The organism is Pseudomonas sp. M20, assembly GCF_045037865.1.
GTDB lineage: Bacteria > Pseudomonadota > Gammaproteobacteria > Pseudomonadales > Pseudomonadaceae > Aquipseudomonas.
In genome coordinates this window covers 2738512-2760269 of record NZ_CP173611.1, presented here as the reverse complement: position 1 = coordinate 2760269, position 21758 = coordinate 2738512, and the positions used below count along the sequence as shown (strand labels likewise).

The 21758-nt window shown below is 57.8% G+C and carries 17 protein-coding genes and 1 pseudogene; 15 read left to right on the top strand and 3 right to left on the bottom strand.

Features of this window, described 5'->3' with window-relative positions; all coding sequences use genetic code 11:
• Window positions 1-2 precede the first annotated feature (2 nt).
• The 12 genes and pseudogenes from ACI514_RS12315 to msrA all read left to right on the top strand — a co-directional run bounded on the left by ACI514_RS12315 (window position 3) and on the right by msrA (window position 13818).
• Complete coding sequence (locus tag ACI514_RS12315; protein ID WP_405123921.1) at window positions 3-1220, top strand: MFS transporter; 1218 nt, start codon at window positions 3-5, stop codon at window positions 1218-1220.
• A 321-nt stretch (window positions 1221-1541) separates the two neighbouring features.
• A complete protein-coding gene (locus tag ACI514_RS12310; RefSeq protein WP_123593248.1) occupies window positions 1542-2057 on the top strand; it encodes an Hcp family type VI secretion system effector in 516 nt (171 codons plus the stop codon).
• A 126-nt stretch (window positions 2058-2183) separates the two neighbouring features.
• Window positions 2184-5090, top strand: a complete 2907-nt coding sequence (locus ACI514_RS12305; protein WP_405123920.1) for a type VI secretion system tip protein VgrG — start codon at window positions 2184-2186, stop codon at window positions 5088-5090.
• Window positions 5087-9718, top strand: a complete 4632-nt coding sequence (locus tag ACI514_RS12300; protein WP_405123919.1) for an RHS repeat-associated core domain-containing protein — start codon at window positions 5087-5089, stop codon at window positions 9716-9718. The genes ACI514_RS12305 and ACI514_RS12300 overlap by 4 nt, the downstream gene beginning before the upstream one ends.
• The gene (locus ACI514_RS12295) at window positions 9715-10281 is read left to right on the top strand and encodes a suppressor of fused domain protein (protein ID WP_405123918.1); all 567 of its coding nucleotides are present in this window, start codon (window positions 9715-9717) and stop codon (window positions 10279-10281) included. The genes ACI514_RS12300 and ACI514_RS12295 overlap by 4 nt, the downstream gene beginning before the upstream one ends.
• A 115-nt stretch (window positions 10282-10396) precedes the next feature.
• Window positions 10397-10588: pseudogene (locus ACI514_RS12290) on the top strand (DNA/RNA non-specific endonuclease); the annotation flags it as partial.
• Between the two features lie 131 nt (window positions 10589-10719).
• On the top strand, window positions 10720-11145 hold the full coding sequence (locus ACI514_RS12285; protein ID WP_405123917.1) for an NTF2 fold immunity protein: 426 nt from the start codon (window positions 10720-10722) through the stop codon (window positions 11143-11145).
• A gap of 138 nt (window positions 11146-11283) precedes the next feature.
• Window positions 11284-11790 (top strand): DUF4265 domain-containing protein, encoded by a 507-nt coding sequence (locus ACI514_RS12280; protein ID WP_405123916.1) that lies wholly within the window; start codon window positions 11284-11286, stop codon window positions 11788-11790.
• A 96-nt stretch (window positions 11791-11886) separates the two neighbouring features.
• Window positions 11887-12318, top strand: a complete 432-nt coding sequence (locus ACI514_RS12275; RefSeq protein ID WP_405123915.1) for a DUF4265 domain-containing protein — start codon at window positions 11887-11889, stop codon at window positions 12316-12318.
• 127 nt (window positions 12319-12445) lie between these two features.
• Complete coding sequence (locus ACI514_RS12270; protein WP_405123914.1) at window positions 12446-12691, top strand: PAAR domain-containing protein; 246 nt, start codon at window positions 12446-12448, stop codon at window positions 12689-12691.
• Between the two features lie 57 nt (window positions 12692-12748).
• Entirely contained in the window at window positions 12749-13144 is a 396-nt protein-coding gene (locus tag ACI514_RS12265; RefSeq protein ID WP_223026369.1) for a hypothetical protein, read from the top strand.
• A gap of 167 nt (window positions 13145-13311) precedes the next feature.
• Window positions 13312-13818, top strand: a complete 507-nt coding sequence (gene msrA, locus ACI514_RS12260) for a peptide-methionine (S)-S-oxide reductase MsrA (RefSeq protein ID WP_405123913.1) — start codon at window positions 13312-13314, stop codon at window positions 13816-13818.
• Here msrA and ACI514_RS12255 read toward each other — a convergent pair.
• Entirely contained in the window at window positions 13781-14458 is a 678-nt protein-coding gene (locus tag ACI514_RS12255) for a TetR family transcriptional regulator (RefSeq protein WP_405123912.1), read from the bottom strand. The two genes, msrA and ACI514_RS12255, sit on opposite strands and share 38 nt — an antisense overlap.
• Before the next feature lie 111 nt (window positions 14459-14569).
• Here ACI514_RS12255 and ACI514_RS12250 point away from each other — a divergent pair, with 111 nt between their 5' ends.
• Window positions 14570-15226 (top strand): O-methyltransferase, encoded by a 657-nt coding sequence (locus ACI514_RS12250; RefSeq protein ID WP_405123911.1) that lies wholly within the window; start codon window positions 14570-14572, stop codon window positions 15224-15226.
• Window positions 15227-15337: 111 nt separating this feature from the next.
• Here the strand turns inward: ACI514_RS12250 and ACI514_RS12245 are convergent, their stop codons facing one another.
• Window positions 15338-17464 (bottom strand): TonB-dependent receptor family protein, encoded by a 2127-nt coding sequence (locus ACI514_RS12245; protein ID WP_405123910.1) that lies wholly within the window; start codon window positions 17462-17464, stop codon window positions 15338-15340.
• Window positions 17465-17654: 190 nt separating this feature from the next.
• Here ACI514_RS12245 and ppk2 point away from each other — a divergent pair, with 190 nt between their 5' ends.
• Entirely contained in the window at window positions 17655-18470 is an 816-nt protein-coding gene (gene ppk2, locus ACI514_RS12240) for a polyphosphate kinase 2 (protein ID WP_160057625.1), read from the top strand.
• Between the two features lie 238 nt (window positions 18471-18708).
• Window positions 18709-18924 (top strand): hypothetical protein, encoded by a 216-nt coding sequence (locus ACI514_RS12235; RefSeq protein WP_160057626.1) that lies wholly within the window; start codon window positions 18709-18711, stop codon window positions 18922-18924.
• A gap of 25 nt (window positions 18925-18949) precedes the next feature.
• On the opposite strand, the gene ACI514_RS12230 is transcribed toward ACI514_RS12235, so the two are convergent.
• Window positions 18950-21562: an EAL domain-containing protein gene (locus ACI514_RS12230; protein ID WP_405123909.1), complete on the bottom strand. Its 2613-nt coding sequence runs from the start codon at window positions 21560-21562 to the stop codon at window positions 18950-18952.
• Window positions 21563-21758 lie beyond the last annotated feature (196 nt).

The following is a 21758-nucleotide window of genomic DNA, read 5'->3' as shown; positions in this document are numbered from 1 at the left end:
CCGTGACACCCTCAATGACTCTATCGGCAGCGCCGAAAAGCCTGCCCATTGGCGCCTTGCTGGCGCTGGCCATGACCGGTTTCATCTGCATCGTCACCGAAACCCTGCCCGCCGGGCTGTTGCCGCTGATCAGCGAAGGCTTGGCGATTTCACCTTCGATGGCCGGGCAGATGGTCACCGCGTATGCGCTGGGCTCGGTGCTGGCGGTGATCCCGATGACCATCGCCACTCGTGGCTGGCGTCGACGCAATGTGTTGTTGCTGACCATTGTCGGTTTTCTGCTGTTCAACTCGATCACGGCGCTGTCGTCGCACTATGGTGTGACGCTGGTGGCGCGTTTCTTCGCCGGGGTGGCGGCAGGCTTGGCGTGGAGTCTGTTGGCTGGTTATGCGCGGCGGATGGTCGAGCCGGATCAACAGGGCAAAGCGCTGGCACTGGCCATGGTCGGTACGCCGATTGCCTTGTCACTGGGCGTGCCGCTCGGCACTTGGCTGGGAGGGCTGGTCGGGTGGCGCACGACGTTCGGGTTGATGTCGGCCCTGACTTTGATGCTGATCGTTTGGGTGTTGGTGAAAGTGCCGGATTATCCACCACAGCCTGCGCATCAGCGTCTGTCGTTGCGCCGCGTGTTGACCACGCCGGGTGTGCGGCCGGTGCTGGCGGTGGTGATCAGCTGGATGCTGGCGCACAACATTCTCTACACCTACATTGCGCCGTTCGTGGCGCCGGCGGGGTTGGCGGATCGTGTAGATCTGGTGTTGTTGGTGTTTGGTCTCGCAGCGTTGGCGGGGATTTGGTTGACTGCCAAGTTGGTTGAGCCGCTGTTGCGTAAGACCGTTCTGGTGAGTCTGGCCACGTTTGCACTGGTGTGCGTGGGATTCGGCTTTTACGGACGAGTGCCGGAGGTGATTTATCTGGGCGTGTTGGTGTGGGGATTGAGTTTTGGCGGTGCGGCGACGCTGTTGCAGACGGCTCTGGCAGATGCGGCGGGGGATGGCGCGGACGTGGCGTTGTCGTTGAATGTGGTGGCGTGGAATAGCGCGATTGCGGGCAGCGGCGTGGTCGGCGGGGTGCTGCTGGATCGATGGGGTGTTGCCGCTTTCCCATGGGCGATGGTGGTGTTGGTGGCGGTCGGGTTTGTGATTGCCTGGAGTGCTCGGGCACATGGGTTCAGAGCGGGGGCGCGTGGGGCGGGAGCGGCGGTCGTGGTTGGGCACTGAAGGTTTTTCAACGCAGCTCATTTTCTGAAGTGCGCAAGAAGTTGCGCAGTGACTTTCTTTTTTTCTCGGGTGAATGCCCTGTAGCCCACGTCGTTATTGGCCTCCAGCCAAGTGCGCAACTTCTTGCACACCACTGCGCAAGAAGTTGCGCACTTCTCTTGGTTTTTCATCGGTTTAGTGTCAAGAAAAGTGAATCGATGGCCGCAAAGCCTTGATCTGTATGGGTTGCATAAAAGCTGGCATGAACTTTGATGGCGCATGGCCATCCTTTCAGGCAATGGTGCCTGAGAGGTATGTCTTTCAAGCAAGGAGAGCATCCCCATGGCAACACCAGCGTACATGTCCGTCACTGGCGAAAAACAAGGCCTGATCACTGCCGGCGCGTTCACCGCCGACTCCGTAGGCAACACCTACCAGGAAGGCCACGAAGACCAGGTCATGGTTCAGGCTTTCACCCACGACGTGATCATCCCGCGTGACCCACAATCCGGTCAGCCAACCGGTCAGCGCGTGCACAAGCCAGTTGTGATCACCAAGGTCTACGACAAGGCTTCGCCTCTGCTGCAAGCTGCTCTGACCTCCGGCGAGCGCATGAGCGAAATCGTTATCCAGTGGTTCCGTACTTCTGCTCAAGGCACCCAAGAGCACTACTACACCACCAAACTGGAAGACGCGATCATCGTCGCCATCAACAACAAAATGCACAACTGCCAGGATCCAGGCAACTCGCACTTCACCCACCTGGAAGAAGTGCAGTTCACCTACCGTAAAATCACCTGGACCCACGAAGTATCCGGTACTTCGGGTTCCGATGACTGGCGTGCTCCAGTCGTTTAATTACGGCTGATGGTTGTACCGCCCCGACCGGCATGACCGGTTGGGGCGCACTCACTTCTAAAGAATTTTTGCCAATAGCCCCACAGCGGGCTGTTGCGCATCGCAGCACTGCGCGAGGAACAAGGGATGTTCTCACCGGCCAACCAGCCTCATTTCAATCTGACCGTCGATGGCGTCGACAGCGATTTCCAAGTGCTGTCGTTTACCGGTCGTGAGGCCCTCAACACGCCGTTCGAATTCGAGCTGGAACTGGTCAGTGAAAAGGCCTCGATCAACCTCGAAAGCGTGCTGCACAAACTGGCATTTCTTCAGCTGTCGCCAACCGGCACTGGCATTCACGGGCTGGTCTACAGCATCGCCCAGGGCGAGGCGGGCAAGCGCCTGACGCGCTACAAGATTTCCCTGCGCCCGCAACTGGCGTACCTCGCGCACCGGGTCAACCAGCGCATTTTCCAGCAGATGACCGTGCAGCAGATCATCAGCCAAGTGCTGGAAGAACACGGCATCCTCGCCAGCGATTACCACTTCCAACTCAGCGCGATTTACCCCGAGCGCATCTACTGCGTGCAGTACGACGAATCGGATCTGGATTTCATCCAGCGCCTGTGTGAAGAAGAGGGCATTCACTACCACTTCCAGCACACGTCCAGCGGCCACAAACTGACTTTCGGCGATGACCAGACGGTGTTCCCGAAACTCGCGCCAGTGGCCTATCAGCAGGACTCCGGACTGGTCGCCGACAAACCGGTGGTCAAGCGTTTCGGCCTGCGTTTGGCCACGCGTACCAGTCGCACCACGCGCCGCGATTACGACTTCGTCAAACCGAAGATCGAGCTGGAAAGCGATGCCAAAAGCAGCGCCCAGCCAGACCTCGAAGACTACGATTACCCCGGCCGTTTCGTTGACCGCGAGCGCGGCAAACACTTGGCCAATCGCGCGCTGGAACGCCATCGCAGCGACTACCGTCTGGCCGAGGGCAACAGCGATCAGCCGATTCTGGTCAGCGGGCATTTCCTCGCCCTGACCGAACACGCCAACCCGACGTGGAACGACCTGTGGCTGCTCACCGAGATCTTCCACGAAGGCAAACAGCCGCAAGTGCTGGAAGAGTCGGTGACCAGCGACACCACCGACAACAAGGACGATTTCCACCAGGGCTATCGCAACCGCTTCAGCGCGATTCCGTGGGACGTGCCTTATCGTCCGCCGCTCGATCATCCGAAACCGAAAGTCCTCGGCACGCAAAGTGCGGTGGTCTGCGGCCCTGAAGGCGAAGAGATCTACTGCGACCAGTACGGCCGGGTGAAAGTCCAGTTCTTCTGGGACCGCGAAGGCAAACACGACGACATGACCAGTTGCTGGATGCGCGTCGCGTCGAGTTGGGCCGCGGAAACCTTTGGTTCGATCAACATTCCGCGGGTCGGCATGGAGGTGTTGATCACCTTCCTTGAGGGCGACCCCGATCAACCACTGATCACCGGTTGCCTGTACCACGGCGCCAATCTGCCGCCGTACAAACTGCCGGATTTCAAGACCCTGGCCACGGTCAAGAGCAAGGAATACAAGGGCAGCCGCGCCAACGAACTGCGCATCGACGATACCACCAGCGAGATCAGCATCGCGTTGCGCAGCGACCACGGCGCGAGTGCGATCAACCTCGGTTATCTGACGCATCCACGCCCGAGCGGTGGCCAGCCACGCGGCGAAGGGTTTGAGTTAAGAACCGATCGCCACGGTGCGGTGCGTGCGGCGGCCGGTCTGCTCATCACCACTGAGCCGCGTCCGAACGAATCCAAGCACCACAAGGATCTGCCGGAAACCGCTGAACGCCTCGCCACCGCCAGCGATCAGCAAGATGGATTCGCCGTTCAAGCCAAAGAGCTGCAAGCCCAGGAAGCCGGCGATCAGGACGACGTCGCCAAAGCGTTGCACGCCCAGCATCAAGGCGTACTCGGCAGCGGTCCGGCGAACCTCACCGCCAACGAATTCCCCGAATTCACCGAACCGCATCTGGTCCTCGCCAGCCCGGCCGGCATCGCCCTGACCACGCCACGCTCCAGCCACATTGCCACCGGCGAACACCTGGCGCTGAGCAGCACCGGCCACACCAGCCTGTCGATCGGCAAACGCCTGCTCGCCAGTGCCAGCCGTGGCATGCGCCTGTTCGTGCAGAGCATGGGCTGGCGTCTGGTAGCCGCGTCCGGCGACATCGACGTACGAGCGCTGAAGGACAGCATCAACCTGCTGGCCAAACTCAACATCACCGCCAATGCCGACCGCATCACCATCACCGCCAAGACCGAACTGGTGATCCAGGGCGGCGGCAGCGCCACCACCTACAACGCCGGCGGCATCACCCACGCCACCAGCGGCCCGTACACCGCGCACGCGGCGAACTTCGCCTACACCGGCGCGAAAAGTCTCGCCGGCGTGTTCCCGGAACCGCCGAAGCCGGGCAAAGGCAATCTGGAATTGTTCAACCAATACGCCGGGCGCCAAGGCATCAAGGACGGCGATTACGAAGTCATCGATGCGCTGGGCAAAAGCATCAAGGGCAAGCTCGACGGCAAGGGTTTCGCCAGCGTCGCCGGCGCTGCACCGGGGCCGGCGCGGGTGCTGTTCGGCAAGGATCCGGCGGATACCTGGAGCGATGGCAGTTACATCGGCAAACCGGAGTGGCCGTTGAATCCGCCGGGGCCTGAAGATGTGCCGAGCCAGGTGCAAGCCATGGTCGCGCAGGTTTTGCCGAGCAAGAGTTGGGAGATGTTGGAGAAGGGCAAGGACATGGCGCAGACAGGGATGAGTGCAATGCAGTCCGCGCAAGGTGCGATGCAAACGGCGCAGCAAGTGAAGGGTGTGGTGCAGGGCGGGGTGGCCGGGTTGCCGAAGCTGGCGAGTGCGGCGTTGCCGAGTGCGTCGGGGGTTCTGGGGGCGGCGAGCAAGGCGGGCAAGTTGCCGAGTCTGCCTGCACCGAGTCTGCCAAAACCTTCCTTGAAAACCCCGGGCCTATTGGCGGGTGAGATGCTGTCATGACCACTGAAGTAGCTGCTGTAAAACGTGAACCTCAAGTTGCCATCGTTCCACTCAATGCCATCGACATTCAGGATGTCGCCAGCGGTGCGGCAACCTTCGACGGCTGGCTGCAATCCGCCAGTGGTGGTGTGGTCACTCTCGACCGGATCAAGAACGTCGCCGGCGCCTTGCCGGTGGTGGGCAACATCATGGCGCTGGTCGATGCGCTGGGTGACATCGTCACGCTGTCTAAGGCGCAGAAGCGTGATCTGCTTGCCTGGGCCAGTCTGGGCATCAATCTGATCGGTGTTTTGCCGCTACCACCAGCGATGGCGGCAGCACGGATGACCCTGCGCCCGACTCTGTTTCTGGTACGTCAGGAGATGAAGGCCAGCAGCAAGATGCTGCTCAGTTCATCGGTCATCGAAGTCCTGATCGGCCACTTGAACGAGTCCATCATCGGCACCCTCGATGACTTCGTTGAACAGGCCAAAGGTAAGCTGCCGGGGATTCTGGCGGACGCTGGCAAGCTGGGCGAGGACGTCATCAACGAGATTGCCAAAGGCCTCGAGACGGTGGCCAATGGCAAGCTTGATGCCAAGGGCGATCTCAATGCGGCCGGCGCACAAGCGAGTGCAGCGGTCGATCAATTCAAGAATGATCCTCTTGCATCGTTCGGCAACATCTTCGGCGCCGCTTGCAGCGCTTATAAAGCCGCAGGCAAAGGTTTGGCCAACAGTGCAGCCGATCACCTGCTGCCCGATGACGTGAAGAAGCGGGTCGCTTCGGAAACCGCAAAACTGCGAGCGATGGGCCCGGAGCTGCGCACCCAGTTGAGTAAGCTGGACGACGAGTCCGTTCAGAACTCCATCGGCTGGTTGCTGTTGATACTGTCCAGTGCCGTGGCTCTGTGGCGCAAGCGCAATGCCCATGGTCAAGGGGCCGGTGTCAAACCAGATCAGACCAGTCAGGCCAAGCGCACTGCCTCGGAAGGGGCGCTGGGAGCGACGGGCCGACAGGCTCCGGCGACTCACGCCCCTAATCCGAAAAGAAACTGTGCCTGCTCCAGCACCCGTCACAGCATTAACTTTGCCCTGGGTTCGGAAAGCCTCAGCCATACCGATTTCAGTTTACCCGGGGCTTTCCCGGTTGTGTGGATGCGTACCTACAATTCACGTTTGGGCGCATACGACCCAAACGAACTCGGCGCCCGCTGGATCAACGAGTTCACCACACGTTTCGATTGCGTGGATGATGGCCTGACCTTCTACGGCGCCGATGGCCGCGATCACAGCTATCCGTTGCCCAAAGTCGGTCTGTTCCACTACGACGCCATCGAAAATATCACCCTCGTTCGTGCCAGCGAAGATCAGTTGCTGGTGTGCCGTGGTTTCGAGCGCAAGGAAACCTACGTCCGGCGTGGCCAGCGCTATGTGTTGACCAATATTTCGCTGCGAAATGGCGCCGGGATCATGCTGCACTACGAGCATCGTCACGATGAGCAGTCGGTGCTTTCGGACTTGATCACTTATCAGGAAAACGACTTCACCAAAGTCCACCTGCACCTCGGCACGCTGATCGATGATCACGGCCGACTGACCGGTCTCTGGGAAATCCGCGACGGTGAACCGCAGCGACAACTTTGCGCCTACCAGTACGACGCTTTCGGCGATCTGATTCAGGCCCAGGACGAGAACGGTGCAGTCTGGTCGTATCAGTACCAGTATCACCTGATCACTCGTTACACCGACCGTACCGGGCGTGGCATGAATCTGGAGTGGGATGGTCAGGGCGCCAAGGCCAGAGCCGTGCGTGAATGGGCGGACGACGGCAGCTTTGACACGCATCTGGAGTGGGACGAAAACATCCGCCTGACGTACGTCACCGATGCTCTAGGCAATGAGACCTGGCACTACTACGACATTCTTGGCTACACCTATCGCATTCGCCATGCCGACGACCGTTCGGAATGGTTCTTCCGCGACGAGGCGAAAAACGTTGTGCGCCACGTGCATACCGATGGAAGCACGGATCGCTACAGCTTTGACGAGCGCAGCAATCTTCTCGAACATATTCGCGCCGATCACACCGTGATGCATTACGCCTACGACGACCAAGACATGCTGATCAAAATCAGCGATGCCGAGGGCGGTCAGTGGCAACGCGCCTATGACGACCAAGGCAATCTGGTCGCAGCGCTCGATCCGCTGGGCAACAAAACCGAATACGCCTATAACAAGGCCGGTCAGCCCACGGCGATCAAGGATGCCAACGGTAACGAAAAAGCCCTCGACTACAACGACGCCGGGCAACTGGTCGAGTACGTCGACTGCTCAGGCAAGACCAGCGCCTGGGAATACAACGAGCTGGGGCAGATGATCTGCTTCACCGACGCTGCTGGAAACGCCACCGAATACGAATACAAGGCCGGCCAACGGGTGCTTATCAAGCACCCGGACAAGACTGAAGAACGCTTTGAACGTGACGCCGAAGGCCGGTTGTTGACGCATGTCGACGGTCTCGATCGCTGCACCACCTGGAGCTACAGCGCTGCCGGTTTGGTCACCGAGCGTGTCGATGCCGCCGAACAAACCCTACGTTATCGCTGGGACCGCCTCGGACGGTTAACGGCCCTGGAAAATGAAAACGAACAACGCGCGCACTTCCACTACGACCCGGTCGGTCGACTGCTGGAGGAAAGCGGATTTGACGGGCGCAGCACTCGCTATCAGTACGACCCGATAACTGGTCGCCTCGCCCAATTGATCAATGGCAAACGCATCATCTCGGCGAGCTTTGACCCGATGGGCCGCCTGATTGAGCGTCGCGCTACCCTGGGCGAGCAGTCGCAAAGCGAGACTTTTGCCTACGACGGCAACGGCAATATGGTGCTGGCCGACAACGCCGACAGCCGTCTGCAATGGTTCCACGACCCGGCCGGCAATCTGCTGCGCGAGCACCAACATTACCTCGGACTGGAAAAGCCCACCGTCGCGATCTGGCAGCACGAGTACGACGTGCTCAACCAGCGTGTTGCCACCGTTCGCCCCGACGGCCACCGCGTCAGTTGGCTCACTTACGGCAGCGGCCATTTGCTGGGCATGCGCCTGGACGAGCATGAGCTGATCAGTTATGAACGCGACGACCTGCACCGCGAAGTTGCCCGTCATCAAGGTAACCATTTGCTGCAAACTCAAACCTGGGACCCGGCCGGTCGCTTGCAGGAGCAACTGCTGGGGCGCAGCGATGACAAAAGCACTCTGCTCAAGCGCGAATACAAATACGACGCTGCCGGCCAACTGACTGACATCAACGACAGTCGCCGCGGCCCGCTCGCCTATCGCTACGATCCCGTCGGCCGACTGCTCAGCGCCGTGACACGTCAAGGCGTTGAAACTTTCGCCTTCGACCCGGCCGGTAACCTGCTGGATGACAAGACTGCCGAAATCCGTCGCCCACTGGATCTGACCCCACCGCGCAGCAAACTGGTCGACAACCTGCTGCGCGAATACGCCGGCACCCACTACGACTACGACGAACGCGGTAATCAGATCCAGCGCTGGCACAACGGCCAACGCAGTGATCTGCGTTGGGACCTGTTTGATCGACTGGTGCATTTCGAAGATCCGTGCCTGAGCGTGGATTTCGCTTACGACGCACTGGGACGACGCCTGCACAAAAACTCCCGAGCGCACTACAAACAGCGCCCGGAAGCCGGTTCCCTCTGGAACAGAAACGAGCACGCCCGCAAACAGCGTGAACTGGGCTGCGGTTTTACGCTTTACGGATGGGACGGCGACAATCTCGCGTGGGAAAGCAGTCTTGCGCAGGGCGATGGCGAGCCGGGACGCACGGTGCATTACATCTTTGAACCGGGCACCTTCATACCTGTCGCTCAAACTGTGCGCCACGCGCCGATCAACCTCATGGGCCAGCCGGATTACAGCGGTGAATACAGCCTTGATGAGGATCCGTTGTGGAATCACAAAGCCACGGCATTACCGTTTGATGCGTTGGCCTGGTACCAGTGCGATCACCTGGGAACACCGCAGGAACTGACGGACTCACACGGCAATATGGCCTGGACCGCGCAGTACAAGGCGTGGGGGCAGGTGACGGAGCAGCGTTCAGAATGGGCGCGGCAGCATGGTGTGACGAATCCGATACGGTTCCAGGGGCAGTATCACGATCATGAGACTGGGCTGCACTACAATCGATATAGATACTATGATCCGAGGGTTGGGCGGTTTATTTCGCAGGATCCTATTGGCTTCGCGGGCGGCATTAACATCTACCAGTATGCGCCAAACGCCAATGGTTGGATTGATCCGCTTGGATTGGTTAAAGGTACAAATGAAAAAGGTCAGGTCACGAGTCGTGGAGGATGGAGAAAGGCATCTGTAAGGGACGCATGGAATAGTGCTCTTCCCGGACCGAACGGAGGCAAAATCTGTCCTGTGTGCGAAACAGAAGTAGACGTTGCCCCAGGAACAGGTCCGCGAGATTGGGATATGGATCACCATCCCGATCCGTGGAGCAAAAGAGATTTCCCAGACGGCGTAAGTCGAAAAGAGGTTCTCGACAATTACCAGACGGGCGTTATTCTAAAATGCCCATCCTGCAACCGTAGAGAAGGAAATCGAAAATGAGCATTATTGAACATATAGAGAAGCACTTTGGGAAAATTTACCAAGGGTGGGATTTTTCTGAAGGTGAACATTCTTATCAAGTAGTTGAGTGTCGGGATGGTAGTGTGGAAGGTGTTGTCACATTTTGTACGCTAGGCCTTTCACATGTAGGGCTTAAGTCTTCGGTGTCTGCACAAGTAATACACCACGAATTGTTATTGTCTATTGATCAGAATGAGATTCCCAAGAATGCAGTGGCAATCGTAAAGCAACTTGCAGATGATGCTATTGGCTCCACTTACGCCTTGTTGAATAATCAGTTAATACAGAGGGGGGGAGTTGTTTTCGATGATTACTCGCTCTCTGCTGTATGGATCAAGCCTCCGGTTTTTTTTGGAGATGAATCATTTTCTTATACTGGGCCTGATACGCATGGCCTTACATGCGTTTTTGCGTGGATTGTTCCAGTATTTGACTCGGAACTTAAATATATTGAACAAAAAGGTGCGGATGCTTTTGAAATGTTGCTTGAAGAAACATCGATTGATTTGTTTTCCCTGAGTAGGGATAGCTTGGTCGCTTGAGTTTTTAGTGCAAGGTTTCTTTGCTCCGTTTTCTGTGGGTCATGGAGATAGGTCGGGATAAAGAGCGTTCTCGGAGGTGGGCTGCGTTTTTATAATTAATTAAACGTAGTCTGTCCTGATAAAAAACGGAGGGCGTAACTTTGACTGTAATACGGACGACGCTGGCCATGCCATCAGAAATCGATTGGGTGGAAGCGGTGGTAAGGGGAACATTTTTCCTCAAGCCCCTAGTGTTAAGCGTGGTGAGTTTCGTGACTTTGAGGGAGATATTGCCGAAGCTGTTAAAGGCGGTAGTAACGTAATAGTACGTGTCACCCTCAGTACGATGAAGGTGCCACTCGACCTCATTCTGTTTTGTACCAGGCGAGAGTTGACGGGGATACTGAAAGTCGGCTATTCCAGAACCCTTGTTCGTGCGATTGTTGATAGGATCGTTTTATGTCACCTAGTGAGCGATTACAAAATTTTCTTTCGCAGATGCATGAGTGGGAGGTGGGATTTCATGCCGAGAAGCGATGCGACGCATATAAGACGGATTCGGGGTATCGGACTAAGGCGAATGAAGCAGCAAAATCAAGGTTGGAAGCGATATTCTCTGAAAATCTGAGTGTGAAAGCTTCAATTGCCCTTGGATCAGCAAGGCTCGATACCTTAGGTACTGGACAGCCTCCGGAGTATGAACAGACCATTTTGACTGATACCGAAGAGCTAGATAAGGTAACGAATATTCAGGCAGTCAGAAAAAAAGGGCTGAAACAACGTTATCGATACACCCTGATCGGAGGGCGTGATGAACCAAAAATTGATGGGGTTAGCGTTTGGCGCGCTAGCAGTGAGAAATGGGAGCGTCGTCATGCGATTTAGCCCTAAACCGGTATCTGAAGAAAATCATCTGTGCACGAGTTGATGAAAACTGCTCTGGGACAGACCACGTTTCTGAAGGTTTTTTAAAAGTGGTTTGCCTAATAAAGTCTAGTCGGCTTATCACCCTGAGTGTATAGAATGAAAGGTACCTTTCACAAGATTGTCTTTGAGTTGACGCCTGACAAGGATGATTATCCTCCGGTCGCCGCTGAAACTATTTGGGGCATCTATTCTGGTGATGGCACCTATACCTTAGACAATACTCCCTATTACGTTTATGGCGTGAGTAAGGGAGATTCCGTGCAGGTAAAGTCCAGTGGCGATGAGATGATAGCTGTGCGTGTCGCAAAACAGGGCGGCCATTCGACTGTCAGAGTTTTTGCCAGTGATACTGAAGAGAAAAGTAAAATAATCGCTCATCTTCATCAGTTAGGTGCCTCGTGCTCAGTTAGTCAGGAAATGTCGCTGTTTACAGTGGATATTCCCTCAGATTGTGATTTTTTCGCAATCGACAGATATTTGTCTGATATTGCTGATGGGGAAAATATTGCATATGAGGATGCTTGTCTGCAGCACTCAGATATCGAGTCATTTCGTCTAGGGGAGTGCCTGTCATTGGCTTCTTTACCACTACTAGCTCATTGATTGAGTAAGCCCTAAGGGGGCATGGAGACAGGCCGTGAGCTGGAGTTTATTAATCGTAGTCTGTCCCTATTAATACTCACTCCTTAAGGACCTGAAATGGAAAAGGTATTTTTTAACTTGATCGTCGAAGACGATTACCCTCCTGTCTCGAGCGAAAGCGTTTGGGGCGAAAAAACGGCATCCGACACATTCATTGTGAAGAACATACCGTTTTATTCGAGAGATGCTTGTCTTCATGATGAGGTTGCTGTCATCGCCGGTGCAGACGGTGAGCACCTTTTCGATAAGGTCGTCACGAGCAGTGGTAACAGCACCATTCGTATAATTTTCTTTGCTGAAGGAGTACCTCACATCTCGCCCGTGCTGGACTCCCTAGTCAATATAGGTTGCAAGTGGGAAGGAATGAGTAAGAAATTCTTTTCCATCAACATTCCTGCGGAGGTTTCCTTCGATGAGGCGATAGACCTGCTTGCTGAGGGAAAAGCTAAAGACTGGTTGGATTTCGAGTATGGATTGGTCCGACAGTAGAGACGCCTACCTAGTAGGCGGAGGGTAACCGTCCGGCCAACTCACCTTCCTGACCCCGACGCCAAAGGCGATGGTGTCCACCTAATTTAAGTGGACACCATTTCTAGCCTTTTAAGCGGGTCTTTCCATGCAGTCACAACGCCGATTAACTCGCCTTGCGAGATTTGCAGGCTCTCAGACCGACCTCAACGGCAAGCCGATTGCCGGTGTCGGTCACAAGGTCAGTTGCCCATTGTGCAAAGGCATATTCCCGATCGCCGAGGGCAGCAGCACCTACACTGTCGATGGCACGCCCATCGCCCTCGACGGCATGAAAACCGCCTGCGGCGCTGCGTTGATTGCGAGTGGGCCGAAAGGCGCCGTGATCAGCTAGGCATCAAACATTCTGGATTCAATCAATACCCCCGCTGTAAACCTTAAAGGACTAAACATGAAATACACCGCTTTGATCTTCGCCATGACCGCAGCCCTGGGCACCGCCAGTTTCGCCCATGCGGAAGAGATGGATCCTGCAGCGCTGAAAAATGCCTATGACATGGGGCGCAACTCGGTTGGTTTGATCAACCACTGCGTCGACAAGGGATTCTTGAAAGCTGACAGTACTGAGAACGCCAAGAAGATGAGCGACTTTATTAAGGGCATGCCTGGGCCAGTGGACAAAAGTGACGGCGACAAAATCGAAGCTCAGGGACGCAAGGGTGAGATGTTTATGAACGGTGAATACCAGAAGCTCGAGGGTAACCTGCCGCCGACGCTCAGTCTCAAGCAATGGTGCGAACAGGCGGATCAAGGCATGCGTAATGGCTTGAAGCAAGTAGGTTTGTAAGTGAGTCCGACCTTGTGGCCCGGCTCGAAAAACGCTCGCTGATTGCGAGCGTTTTTTATTCCGCTGCAGGTGCTGGATGGAGTTGTATTGGCTCAGCCCCTTGGAATCCGCCAACCCGCCCTCATAACCATCGCTATACCCAACACCCCGAAGAGGAACGACACGCCATGACCACTCAAACCGAAACCGCCATCCTCGCCGGTGGCTGCTTCTGGGGCATGCAGGATCTGCTGCGGCGCTATGCCGGCGTGTTGCAGACTCGCGTCGGTTACACCGGCGGCGACGTGCCGAATGCCACCTACCGCAACCATGGCGACCACGCCGAAGCCATCGAAATCACCTTCGATCCTGCGGTGATCAGCTATCGACAGATCCTTGAGTTCTTTTTCCAGATTCACGACCCGAGCACGCCCAACCGTCAGGGCAACGACCTCGGTCGCAGCTATCGCTCGGCGATTTACTACCTCAGCGAAGCGCAACGCGATATCGCTGAAGACACCGCTGCCGATGTCGATGCCTCAAAACTATGGCCGGGTCGCGTGGTGACCGAGATCGAACCGGCGGGGCCATTCTGGGAGGCGGAGCCGGAGCATCAGGATTACCTTGAGCGTATTCCGAATGGCTACACCTGCCATTTCATTCGCCCGAACTGGAAGCTGCCGAAGCGCGCGTGAGCGGTGCACGCTGCTCATTCAGCGCCAGCACGTAAGCACTTAACATATCCGCCAGCCCGTCGGCGCATACCGAGATTTCTTCCTCTGTACGGGGGCTGCTGGAAAAGTCTTTCCCCACCGAACTGAGCGTGGTCAGGATCAAATCGCACGCCGACGTGCGGATTTGTTCACCGACCTCAGGCAGCAATTCGTCCATGAACGTGGCGAAAATCCGCCGCCCGGCCGCGCGCACTTGGTGGGCCTCGGGAGCGTTGCGGTAGAGCGGGGCGGCGTCGTTCAGCGCGCCACGCATCTGCGCTTCCTCGCACTCTGAACGAATGAACGCCTGCACCAATGTGCGCAAGCGGGTGAGTGGCGGCTGGTCAAACGCTTGCAGAATCCGCTGCAGCATCTGCGTGGTGTGCAGCCATTCATCGCTCTGCAATCGGAACAGGATTGCGGCCTTGTTGGGGAAGTACTGATACAGCGAGCCGATGCTCACACCGGCCTTTTCTGCCACCCGTGCGGTGGTGAAACGGCTGGCCCCATGCTCGCTCAAAACCTGAATAGCCGCTTGCAGAATCGCCGCCACCAGTTCGCTGGAGCGAGCCTGCTGCGGCTGTTTGCGTGAGGAAATAAGGGCAGTCTTGCGGTTGGTCATGGGCAGCTCGGGCGTCCGTGGGAATGCGAATAGCGCAAGAAGCGAATCGCTCGCATTATTTAAATGCGACGAATCACTCGCATTTTAATCCCCAACTAACGGAAAGCAATCATGACCACCCTGACCACTGAACCCTTGGCGAGCCTGATCGAACGCCTCTACACCCAAGCCAGCGCTGCCACCAGCCCGGTGCTGCAAACAGTGTCTGGCGAAGAACGCGAACGCCTGATGCACAGCAAAACCGAATACCTGAAACTCTATGAAATGCTCAAAGACCTGTGGCTGCCGGTCTCCCGCGATACCGGCAAACTGTTGTACATGCTGGCGCGCAACACCCAAGCCAAAGCCATTGTCGAGTTCGGCACCTCATTCGGCCTTTCGACGCTGCACCTGGCGGCCGCGTTGCGCGATAACGGTGGCGGTGTGCTGATCGGCAGTGAGTTCGAGCCTTCGAAGATCGAATTGGCGCGGCATCACTTCGTTGAAGGCGGTGTCAGCGATCTGGTGGAGATTCGTCAAGGCGATGCACTGGTGACGCTGGCGACGGATCTGCCGGACTCGGTCGATCTGCTCCTGCTTGATGGCGCGAAGGCGTTGTATGGCGACGTGTTGAGTCTGGTCGAAAAACACCTGAAGCCGGGCGCGTTGGTGGTGGCGGACAACACCGACTATTGCCCTGAGTACCTGGCTTACGTGCGCGCGCCGCAGAGCGGTTATCTGTCTGTGCCGTTTGCGGATGATATTGAGCTGTCGATGCGAGTGGGGTGAAACACTGGTCACTGTGGGAGCTTGCCTGCAAGCGATAGCGATCGGTCAGTTAGCTTCTTCGCAACAGACACGCCGCCTTCCCCAGCAGGCTGGCTCCCACAGGGTTAGGTGTCAGAGCAGGCTCCACGACACCCCGACATAAACCCCCATCCCTTCACCCGGAGTAGACCGCGCCGCATCCAGCCCTTTGTCGTCATACCCCGGCGTCACCGTCGCCGCGTAGTGTTTGTTGGTCAGGTTGCGCATATCCACCCACGTCTGCCAGTCACCCTTCGGCGCGTTGTAACCCAGCGTCGCGCCAAACAGTGCGTAAGGATCGGCGTAATAACTGTTGGCGTAATCCACCGCCACTTTAGACACCAGTTGCGTATTCACTGCCGCAAAGAACCCCTGCGGCCAGTCGTAACGCAATTCGCCTTGGTAATAGTGCATCGGCAGACCGGGCAGGCGGTTGTCGCCGAAGCGATCATCATCGCGATAGTGGAAATCACTGAAGGTATACGCCTGACGCAAACTCAACTGACGGCCATCATCAGCCGACCAGAGTTTGCTGTTGAGGCTGGCTTCCACGCCTTGGTGCACGGTCGGGCTGGCGTTAAGTTCATACGGCGTGACGGCATTGGCATCCGGCAACACCGACAGCAGTTCATGCCGCACCTGCGCGTAGTACCACGCCAGACTCCATTCACCGACGACGCTGTCGCCACGACCGCCCAGCTCCAGCGTGGTCGCGGTCTGGTTCTGCAGTTTGATCGGGTCTTTCTGTGTACCGCTCGCGGCGCCATTGCCAGCCGGAAAGCGCACGTTGGAGCTGTAGATCAGCGACCACGGATGCGGCGCCTCAACCGAGCGGCTGAGGTTGCCGAACACTTGCAGGTCCGGGGTGATCTGGTAACGCAGGCCGAGGCGCGGCGCGTAATCCCAGTCGTTCATGCTGGTTTTGCCGCCGCTCTGCGGGTAGGTCACAGCACTTTCGCGGCGGGTGTAGATGGCGGCGAGACCCGTAGTCAGCCACAGGTCGTCGGCGATTTCCAGGTCGTTGCCCAAGTGCAGAACGGTGTCCGAACCCTGATAGGTGAAGTTGCGCATGCGCGTGCCGGGCACGTAGCTGGCGGTGTTGCCAGAAGGAATGCGCACGAACTCGCTGGCGCCATCGTTGGGCAGGTGTTTGGTCACGCGCAGGCCGACGTTGCTGTGGCTTTCCATGCCGAAAATCGTGTCTCGGCGTTTGTAGTCAAACGTGCCGCTGACGTCGGTATAGGCGACCTTCAAGCGGTTCGGGCCCTCGCGCAGGTCCATCGGGTAGTCGTGGTAAACGAGGCCGGTCTGGATGCTCGAATCGTCGTCGATGTAATAAGTAGTCTTGTTGCCGATGAAGGTGCTGCCCGGCTGCTTGCGACTGTCATCGCGAGCCACATAGGACGGATTGGCCGCCCGTGGCGAGTGTTCGATGGAGTGCTTGGTCACGCGGCCGGCGAGGTCGTTGTCGGTCTCGCGGTAACGAATATAGAAGCGCGTTTCCAGGTTCGGGTTGAAGCGATAGCCGAAATTGGCGATCACACCTTTGCTTTCGCTGGCGGTGTGATCCTGATAGCCGTCGGCGTTGGAATCGGTGAGCGACACGTAGTAATCGAAGTCGCCGAGCACCTGCCCGGAACTGACCTGACGCTGCTGATAGCCGTGGCTGCCGGTGGCATAACGCACCTGAAGTTTCGGTGCGTTGTAACCGGTGTGGCTGACGTAATCGATGGCGCCACCCAGCGCCAGCGAGCCGCGATCGAAGCCGTTGGCGCCGCGCAGCACTTCAACGTGCTCGACCCACAGCGGCTCGAGCAATTCATATGGCGTACCGCCCGGGCCAGTCAGCGGCAGGCTATCGAGCATGGTGTACAGCCCAGAGGCGTGGGCGCCCGGTGCGCGGTTGATGCCCGAGCCGCGGACCGAGATTTTTACGCCTTCGTTGCCCGCCGACTGCGCATAAACCCCAGGTTGATACGCCAGCACATCCTGATTGCTCGCCACGCGGCCCTGCAATGGCTGGCGCATGTCGACCACGCTAGTGCCGCCGGGCACCTGATCGAGGCGGGCCTTGGCCTCCTCAACAGAGACATCACTGCCGTTGCGATCCTCGGCCGAAATCAGCACTTGCCCCAGTTCCAGACCTTGAGTCTCGGCCATCGCCGGGCAGGCGAGGGCCAGGCCGAGCAGGGCGGTGGGCAGGGATTTGGACGCGGGCATCGAGAAAACTCCAGGCAGACAAGGGCAGGGCAATGAACAGTGCGACGCAAGAAAGAACGAAGGAAACACATGGCAATTTTGCTTTTTGCCCGGTCATGGCAAACGGCACGCCATGAACTAACCTCACGTGTCTGGTTTGTCCCGTCAATCAACACTCTGTTTCTGCATTTATTGGAGAGAGGCCAAGGTCATGGCAAAAGGCAAAAAGAAGGCCGCCACGGCGCCTGAAAGTCTGAAGCTGAAAAACAAGGAATACCTCGAGCATTTGCGCAAACTGCACGTCGAACTGGTCAAGTTGCAGGAATGGGTGATCGCCAAGGGCGTCAAGGTCTGCATCGTTTTCGAAGGCCGCGACGGCGCTGGCAAGGGCGGGACCATCAAGGCATTGACCGAGCGCGTCAGCCCGCGTGTCTTTCGCGTGGTGGCGCTGCCGGCGCCGACCGATCGCGAGAAAAGCCAGATGCATGTGCAGCGTTATCTGCCTTATCTACCGGCGGCCGGTGAAGTGGTGATCTTCGATCGCAGTTGGTACAACCGCGCCGGTGTCGAGCGGGTGATGGGCTTCTGCACCGACGAGCAGGCGGACAAATTCCTCAAATCGATTCCCTTGGTCGAACACGCCATCGTTCAGTCCGGGGTGATCCTGCTCAAGTACTGGCTGGAAGTCAGCCCCGAAGAGCAGACCCGTCGACTTGAAGCGCGCATCAACGACGGGCGCAAGACCTGGAAACTGACACCCATGGACCTTAAGTCCTACAGCCGCTGGTACGACTACTCACGGGCGCGGGACGAAATGTTCAAACACTCCGACACCGAACACGCGCCGTGGCTGGTGGCCGACTCCAACGACAAGCGCCGCGCACGGCTGAACATCATCACCGATGTGCTCAGTCGTATTCCGTATGAGGATGTGAAGCGCGACAAGGTCGAATTACCCAAACGGCAGAAGCCGGGCAAGTACCGCGATCCGGATTATCCGTACCGGCGCGTGGCCGGGAAGTTCTGACAAACCACCCCAATCTCTGTGGGAGCTTGCCTGCAAGCGATGGCGGTGGGTCAGCCAATATTTTCGGGGCAGACAATCCGCTTTCGCGAGCAGGCTCGCTCCCACAGGGTTTGGTGGAGTTTCCTGCATTGCTGACAAGTACTACCCCTTTGAAGTGAGCAGTCCATCCGTCGATTACGCTGAACCACTGGGGGCTCATGTCTTTCTATGGAGGACGTCCCCCACGAGATCATCCCCGATGTTCGATCAGCGTAAACGAGAAAAACTGGCGGCATGGCGCAAACTGGCGACGCAAGCGCAGATGCGTCTGGACCCGGAACAACAGTACGACGAACTGCTCAAGGCCGCCGATGAAATGGAGGAACAGGGGCTGATCACCAGCGCCGAGTGGCGGCAGTTGGTGCGCGATGCGGGCAATGTGTTTACCGGTGACCCGGGACGAACACACAGCTAATCAGTGCGCGGAGATCTCAAAACGCTCAGATCACCCGGCCTTTCTTCAGCTTCTGTTGCGCGCCTCTGGAGTCGCGCAAAAGCCGCGCAAACGCCACTTTGTCGATCGGCCGACTCATGAAGTAACCCTGCACCTCATTGCATTGATCGACCCCGAGAATATCCAGTTGCTCTTCGGTCTCGACCCCTTCGGCAGTCACGGTCAGGCCCATGGCTTTGCCCAGGCCGATGATCGCCTGCACCACTGCGCGATCATTGGTGCCGCTGCTGATCGAGGCGATGAAGCGCTTGTCGATCTTGATCCCGTCAAAAGGATAAGCGCGCAGGTAACCGAGGGACGAGTAGCCGGTGCCGAAGTCGTCCATGTTCAGGCGCACGCCGAGTTCTTTCAGGGCATTCATGGTGGTCAGGGCGCCGTCGGTGTCGTTGAGCATCACGTTTTCGGTTATCTCCAGTTCCAGGCGACTGGCTGGGAAGCGGGTTTGCACCAGCACTTCGCGAACATCCTCGACCACATCGCTGACGGCAAACTGCGCGGGCGACAGATTCACCGACAGCAGGATGTCTTCCGGCCAGCCCAGTGCGGTTTCGCAGGCTTCGCGCAACACCCAGCGACCGAGCGGGACGATCAGGTCGGTCTGCTCCGCCAACGGGATGAACAAGTCCGGGCCAAGCAATCCCTTGGTCGGATGCTGCCAGCGCACCAGCGCCTCGACCGAAACAATGTGTTTGCCATCGACCTTGTAGCGCGGCTGATAGTGCAGGATGAACTCGTTGTGCTTGAGCGCGTGGCGCAGGTCGTCTTCCATTTGCCGGCGGGTCTGGATCTGATCGCTCATGTGCGCTTCGAAATAGCACCAGGTGTTCTTGCCTTCGGATTTGGCCTGATAGAGGGCGATGTCGGCGTAACGGATCAGATCGCTGGGCAAGTAACCGTGGCGCCGGCTGAGTGCGATGCCGATGCTGGCGCCGATGTGCAGCGGATGGTGTTCGAAGACCACCGGTTGATGCAGGCTGCCGATCAGGCGGGTGCAGAATTTGTCGATTTCGTGCGGACTGTCCATACCGTTAAGCACCACGATGAATTCGTCGCCGCCCAGACGCGCGACGATGTCGTGTTCGCGGGTGCACTCACGCAGGCGCACGGCGACTTCCTGCAGCACGGCGTCACCGGCCGGGTGGCCGAGCGAATCGTTGATCGGTTTGAAGTTATCGAGGTCGATCATCAGCAGCGACAGCGGTGGCGCGTGTTCCTTGAGCAGCAGCGCTTCATCCAGATAACGCGCAAGCTTGTTGCGGTTGGGCAGGCCGGTGAGGGCGTCGTGCATCGACAGATGCTGAATCTGCGCATGAGCGGCGACTTCGTCGGTGATGTCGCTGGCTGTGCCGCGATAGCCGATGACCGTGTGCTTGTCGAAGATCGGCCGCGCGGACAGCCGGCAGTGGCGCTGCTGGCCGGAGTGGTCACGGTAGGTGCAACGCAAGTCACTGGCGCTGTTCTCCTCGGTGAGGTTTTTCAGCCACAGTTCCAGTGGCGTGGTGTCGCAATTCAACAGGTGGCCGATGTCTTGCCCCAGCCACAAGGTTTGCGGGTAACCGGTCACTTCGCTGAAGCGCGCCGACAGATACGTCAGCGCCAGGGCGCGATCGACCTCCCAGATCCAGTCCGACGCGGCTTCGGCCACCGCGCGAAAGCGTTCTTCGCTCGCTTCGAGCTCACGGTTGGCGTTTTCCAGCGCCTGATTGGAGGTTTGCATGACGGCGAAACTCTGGTCGACGTACTGCGATGAACGCAAGGCGTGACGGAAGAAGTACGCGGTCAGCAGCATCAGCACCACAATCGTCGCGCCGAGTGGCGGCAGCAAGGACCACAATAAATGTTGCCCGGGTCGCTCCAGATCAGCGACCAGACTGTAACCGGTGCTGTCCAGCGGCACCCGAGGGCGCTGCGGGTCGATCGTCTCGTCCGGCGCCAGAGTCAGGTTGTTCAAGCCGTAACCGCTGCCAATCAGACGCAATTTGGTCGGCGTGAGTTTGTCGACGAACACCAGCACCGAAGAAGTCTGCGGATCGCCGAGTGGTCGTTCATCGTTGGGAATGATCGTCGCCGCCGACACCAGCGCCGGCCAGCCTTCGAACAGTGAATAGCGGCTGACCGGCTTGGTCAGATCACCTTGGCCCAACACTTGATCGAATAACTCCGTGGCGCTGACCTGAACGAACGTGGACAGCTCGGCATCGACCATTTGCCCGCGCACCACCGAGTAACGGGTGCCTTCGCGGTTCAGCACGAACACGCCGTCATAACCGTCGGTGGTGAACAGGGTTTTGCCGAGGTTCTGCTCGGTGTAGGCCCAATTCGTGTCGACCTGACCGCTCAAATGCTCGTAGGCGGTGGTCCAGTAGGCGTAGCTGGTGATGTAGTTTTTCGAGGCCGTGATGCGGTTTTCCAGCGCGCGAGCCGAGTAAAAGCGGGTTTTGGTGACCTCTTCGCTGTCCAGGCGCTCGGCGATACCCAGCAAAGCGACCGCCGCCGCAATCACGCCACTGACGAACAGCGCTCCGACCGCGAAGGCCAGGCGGCGAGTGACGGCGCTCTGGCGTGGTGGAAGCGGGGCTGCATAGCTGGAAAGGTCCATGTGCTCGTCCTTGATCCGCTGTCTTCTGAATCTAGATCCACGGCGCGGGCGCAATGTTCAGATTGTTCTCGGCGACTGCTCTGAAAGCGTAGTGAACCCCGCGTGATTTGTCTTCCCAAGTGCAGGACGCCGATCAGCGGCCAATCCCGAAAGGGCAAGACTTCCCGCGTAAAAACCGGATAATGGCCGCCATTCG

Excerpts from the sequence above, each read along its gene's own strand:
- ACI514_RS12310 (WP_123593248.1), top strand. The coding sequence starts at position 1,542 with ATGGCAACACCAGCGTACATGTCCGTCACTGGCGAAAAACAAGGCCTG.
- ACI514_RS12305 (WP_405123920.1), top strand. The coding sequence starts at position 2,184 with ATGTTCTCACCGGCCAACCAGCCTCATTTCAATCTGACCGTCGATGGC.
- ACI514_RS12300 (WP_405123919.1), top strand. The coding sequence starts at position 5,087 with ATGACCACTGAAGTAGCTGCTGTAAAACGTGAACCTCAAGTTGCCATC.
- ACI514_RS12295 (WP_405123918.1), top strand. The coding sequence starts at position 9,715 with ATGAGCATTATTGAACATATAGAGAAGCACTTTGGGAAAATTTACCAA.
- ACI514_RS12285 (WP_405123917.1), top strand. The coding sequence starts at position 10,720 with ATGTCACCTAGTGAGCGATTACAAAATTTTCTTTCGCAGATGCATGAG.
- ACI514_RS12280 (WP_405123916.1), top strand. The coding sequence starts at position 11,284 with ATGAAAGGTACCTTTCACAAGATTGTCTTTGAGTTGACGCCTGACAAG.
- ACI514_RS12275 (WP_405123915.1), top strand. The coding sequence starts at position 11,887 with ATGGAAAAGGTATTTTTTAACTTGATCGTCGAAGACGATTACCCTCCT.
- ACI514_RS12270 (WP_405123914.1), top strand. The coding sequence starts at position 12,446 with ATGCAGTCACAACGCCGATTAACTCGCCTTGCGAGATTTGCAGGCTCT.
- ACI514_RS12265 (WP_223026369.1), top strand. The coding sequence starts at position 12,749 with ATGAAATACACCGCTTTGATCTTCGCCATGACCGCAGCCCTGGGCACC.
- msrA (WP_405123913.1), top strand. The coding sequence starts at position 13,312 with ATGACCACTCAAACCGAAACCGCCATCCTCGCCGGTGGCTGCTTCTGG.
- ACI514_RS12255 (WP_405123912.1), bottom strand. The coding sequence starts at position 14,458 with ATGACCAACCGCAAGACTGCCCTTATTTCCTCACGCAAACAGCCGCAG.
- ACI514_RS12250 (WP_405123911.1), top strand. The coding sequence starts at position 14,570 with ATGACCACCCTGACCACTGAACCCTTGGCGAGCCTGATCGAACGCCTC.
- ACI514_RS12245 (WP_405123910.1), bottom strand. The coding sequence starts at position 17,464 with ATGCCCGCGTCCAAATCCCTGCCCACCGCCCTGCTCGGCCTGGCCCTC.
- ppk2 (WP_160057625.1), top strand. The coding sequence starts at position 17,655 with ATGGCAAAAGGCAAAAAGAAGGCCGCCACGGCGCCTGAAAGTCTGAAG.
- ACI514_RS12235 (WP_160057626.1), top strand. The coding sequence starts at position 18,709 with ATGTTCGATCAGCGTAAACGAGAAAAACTGGCGGCATGGCGCAAACTG.
- ACI514_RS12230 (WP_405123909.1), bottom strand. The coding sequence starts at position 21,562 with ATGGACCTTTCCAGCTATGCAGCCCCGCTTCCACCACGCCAGAGCGCC.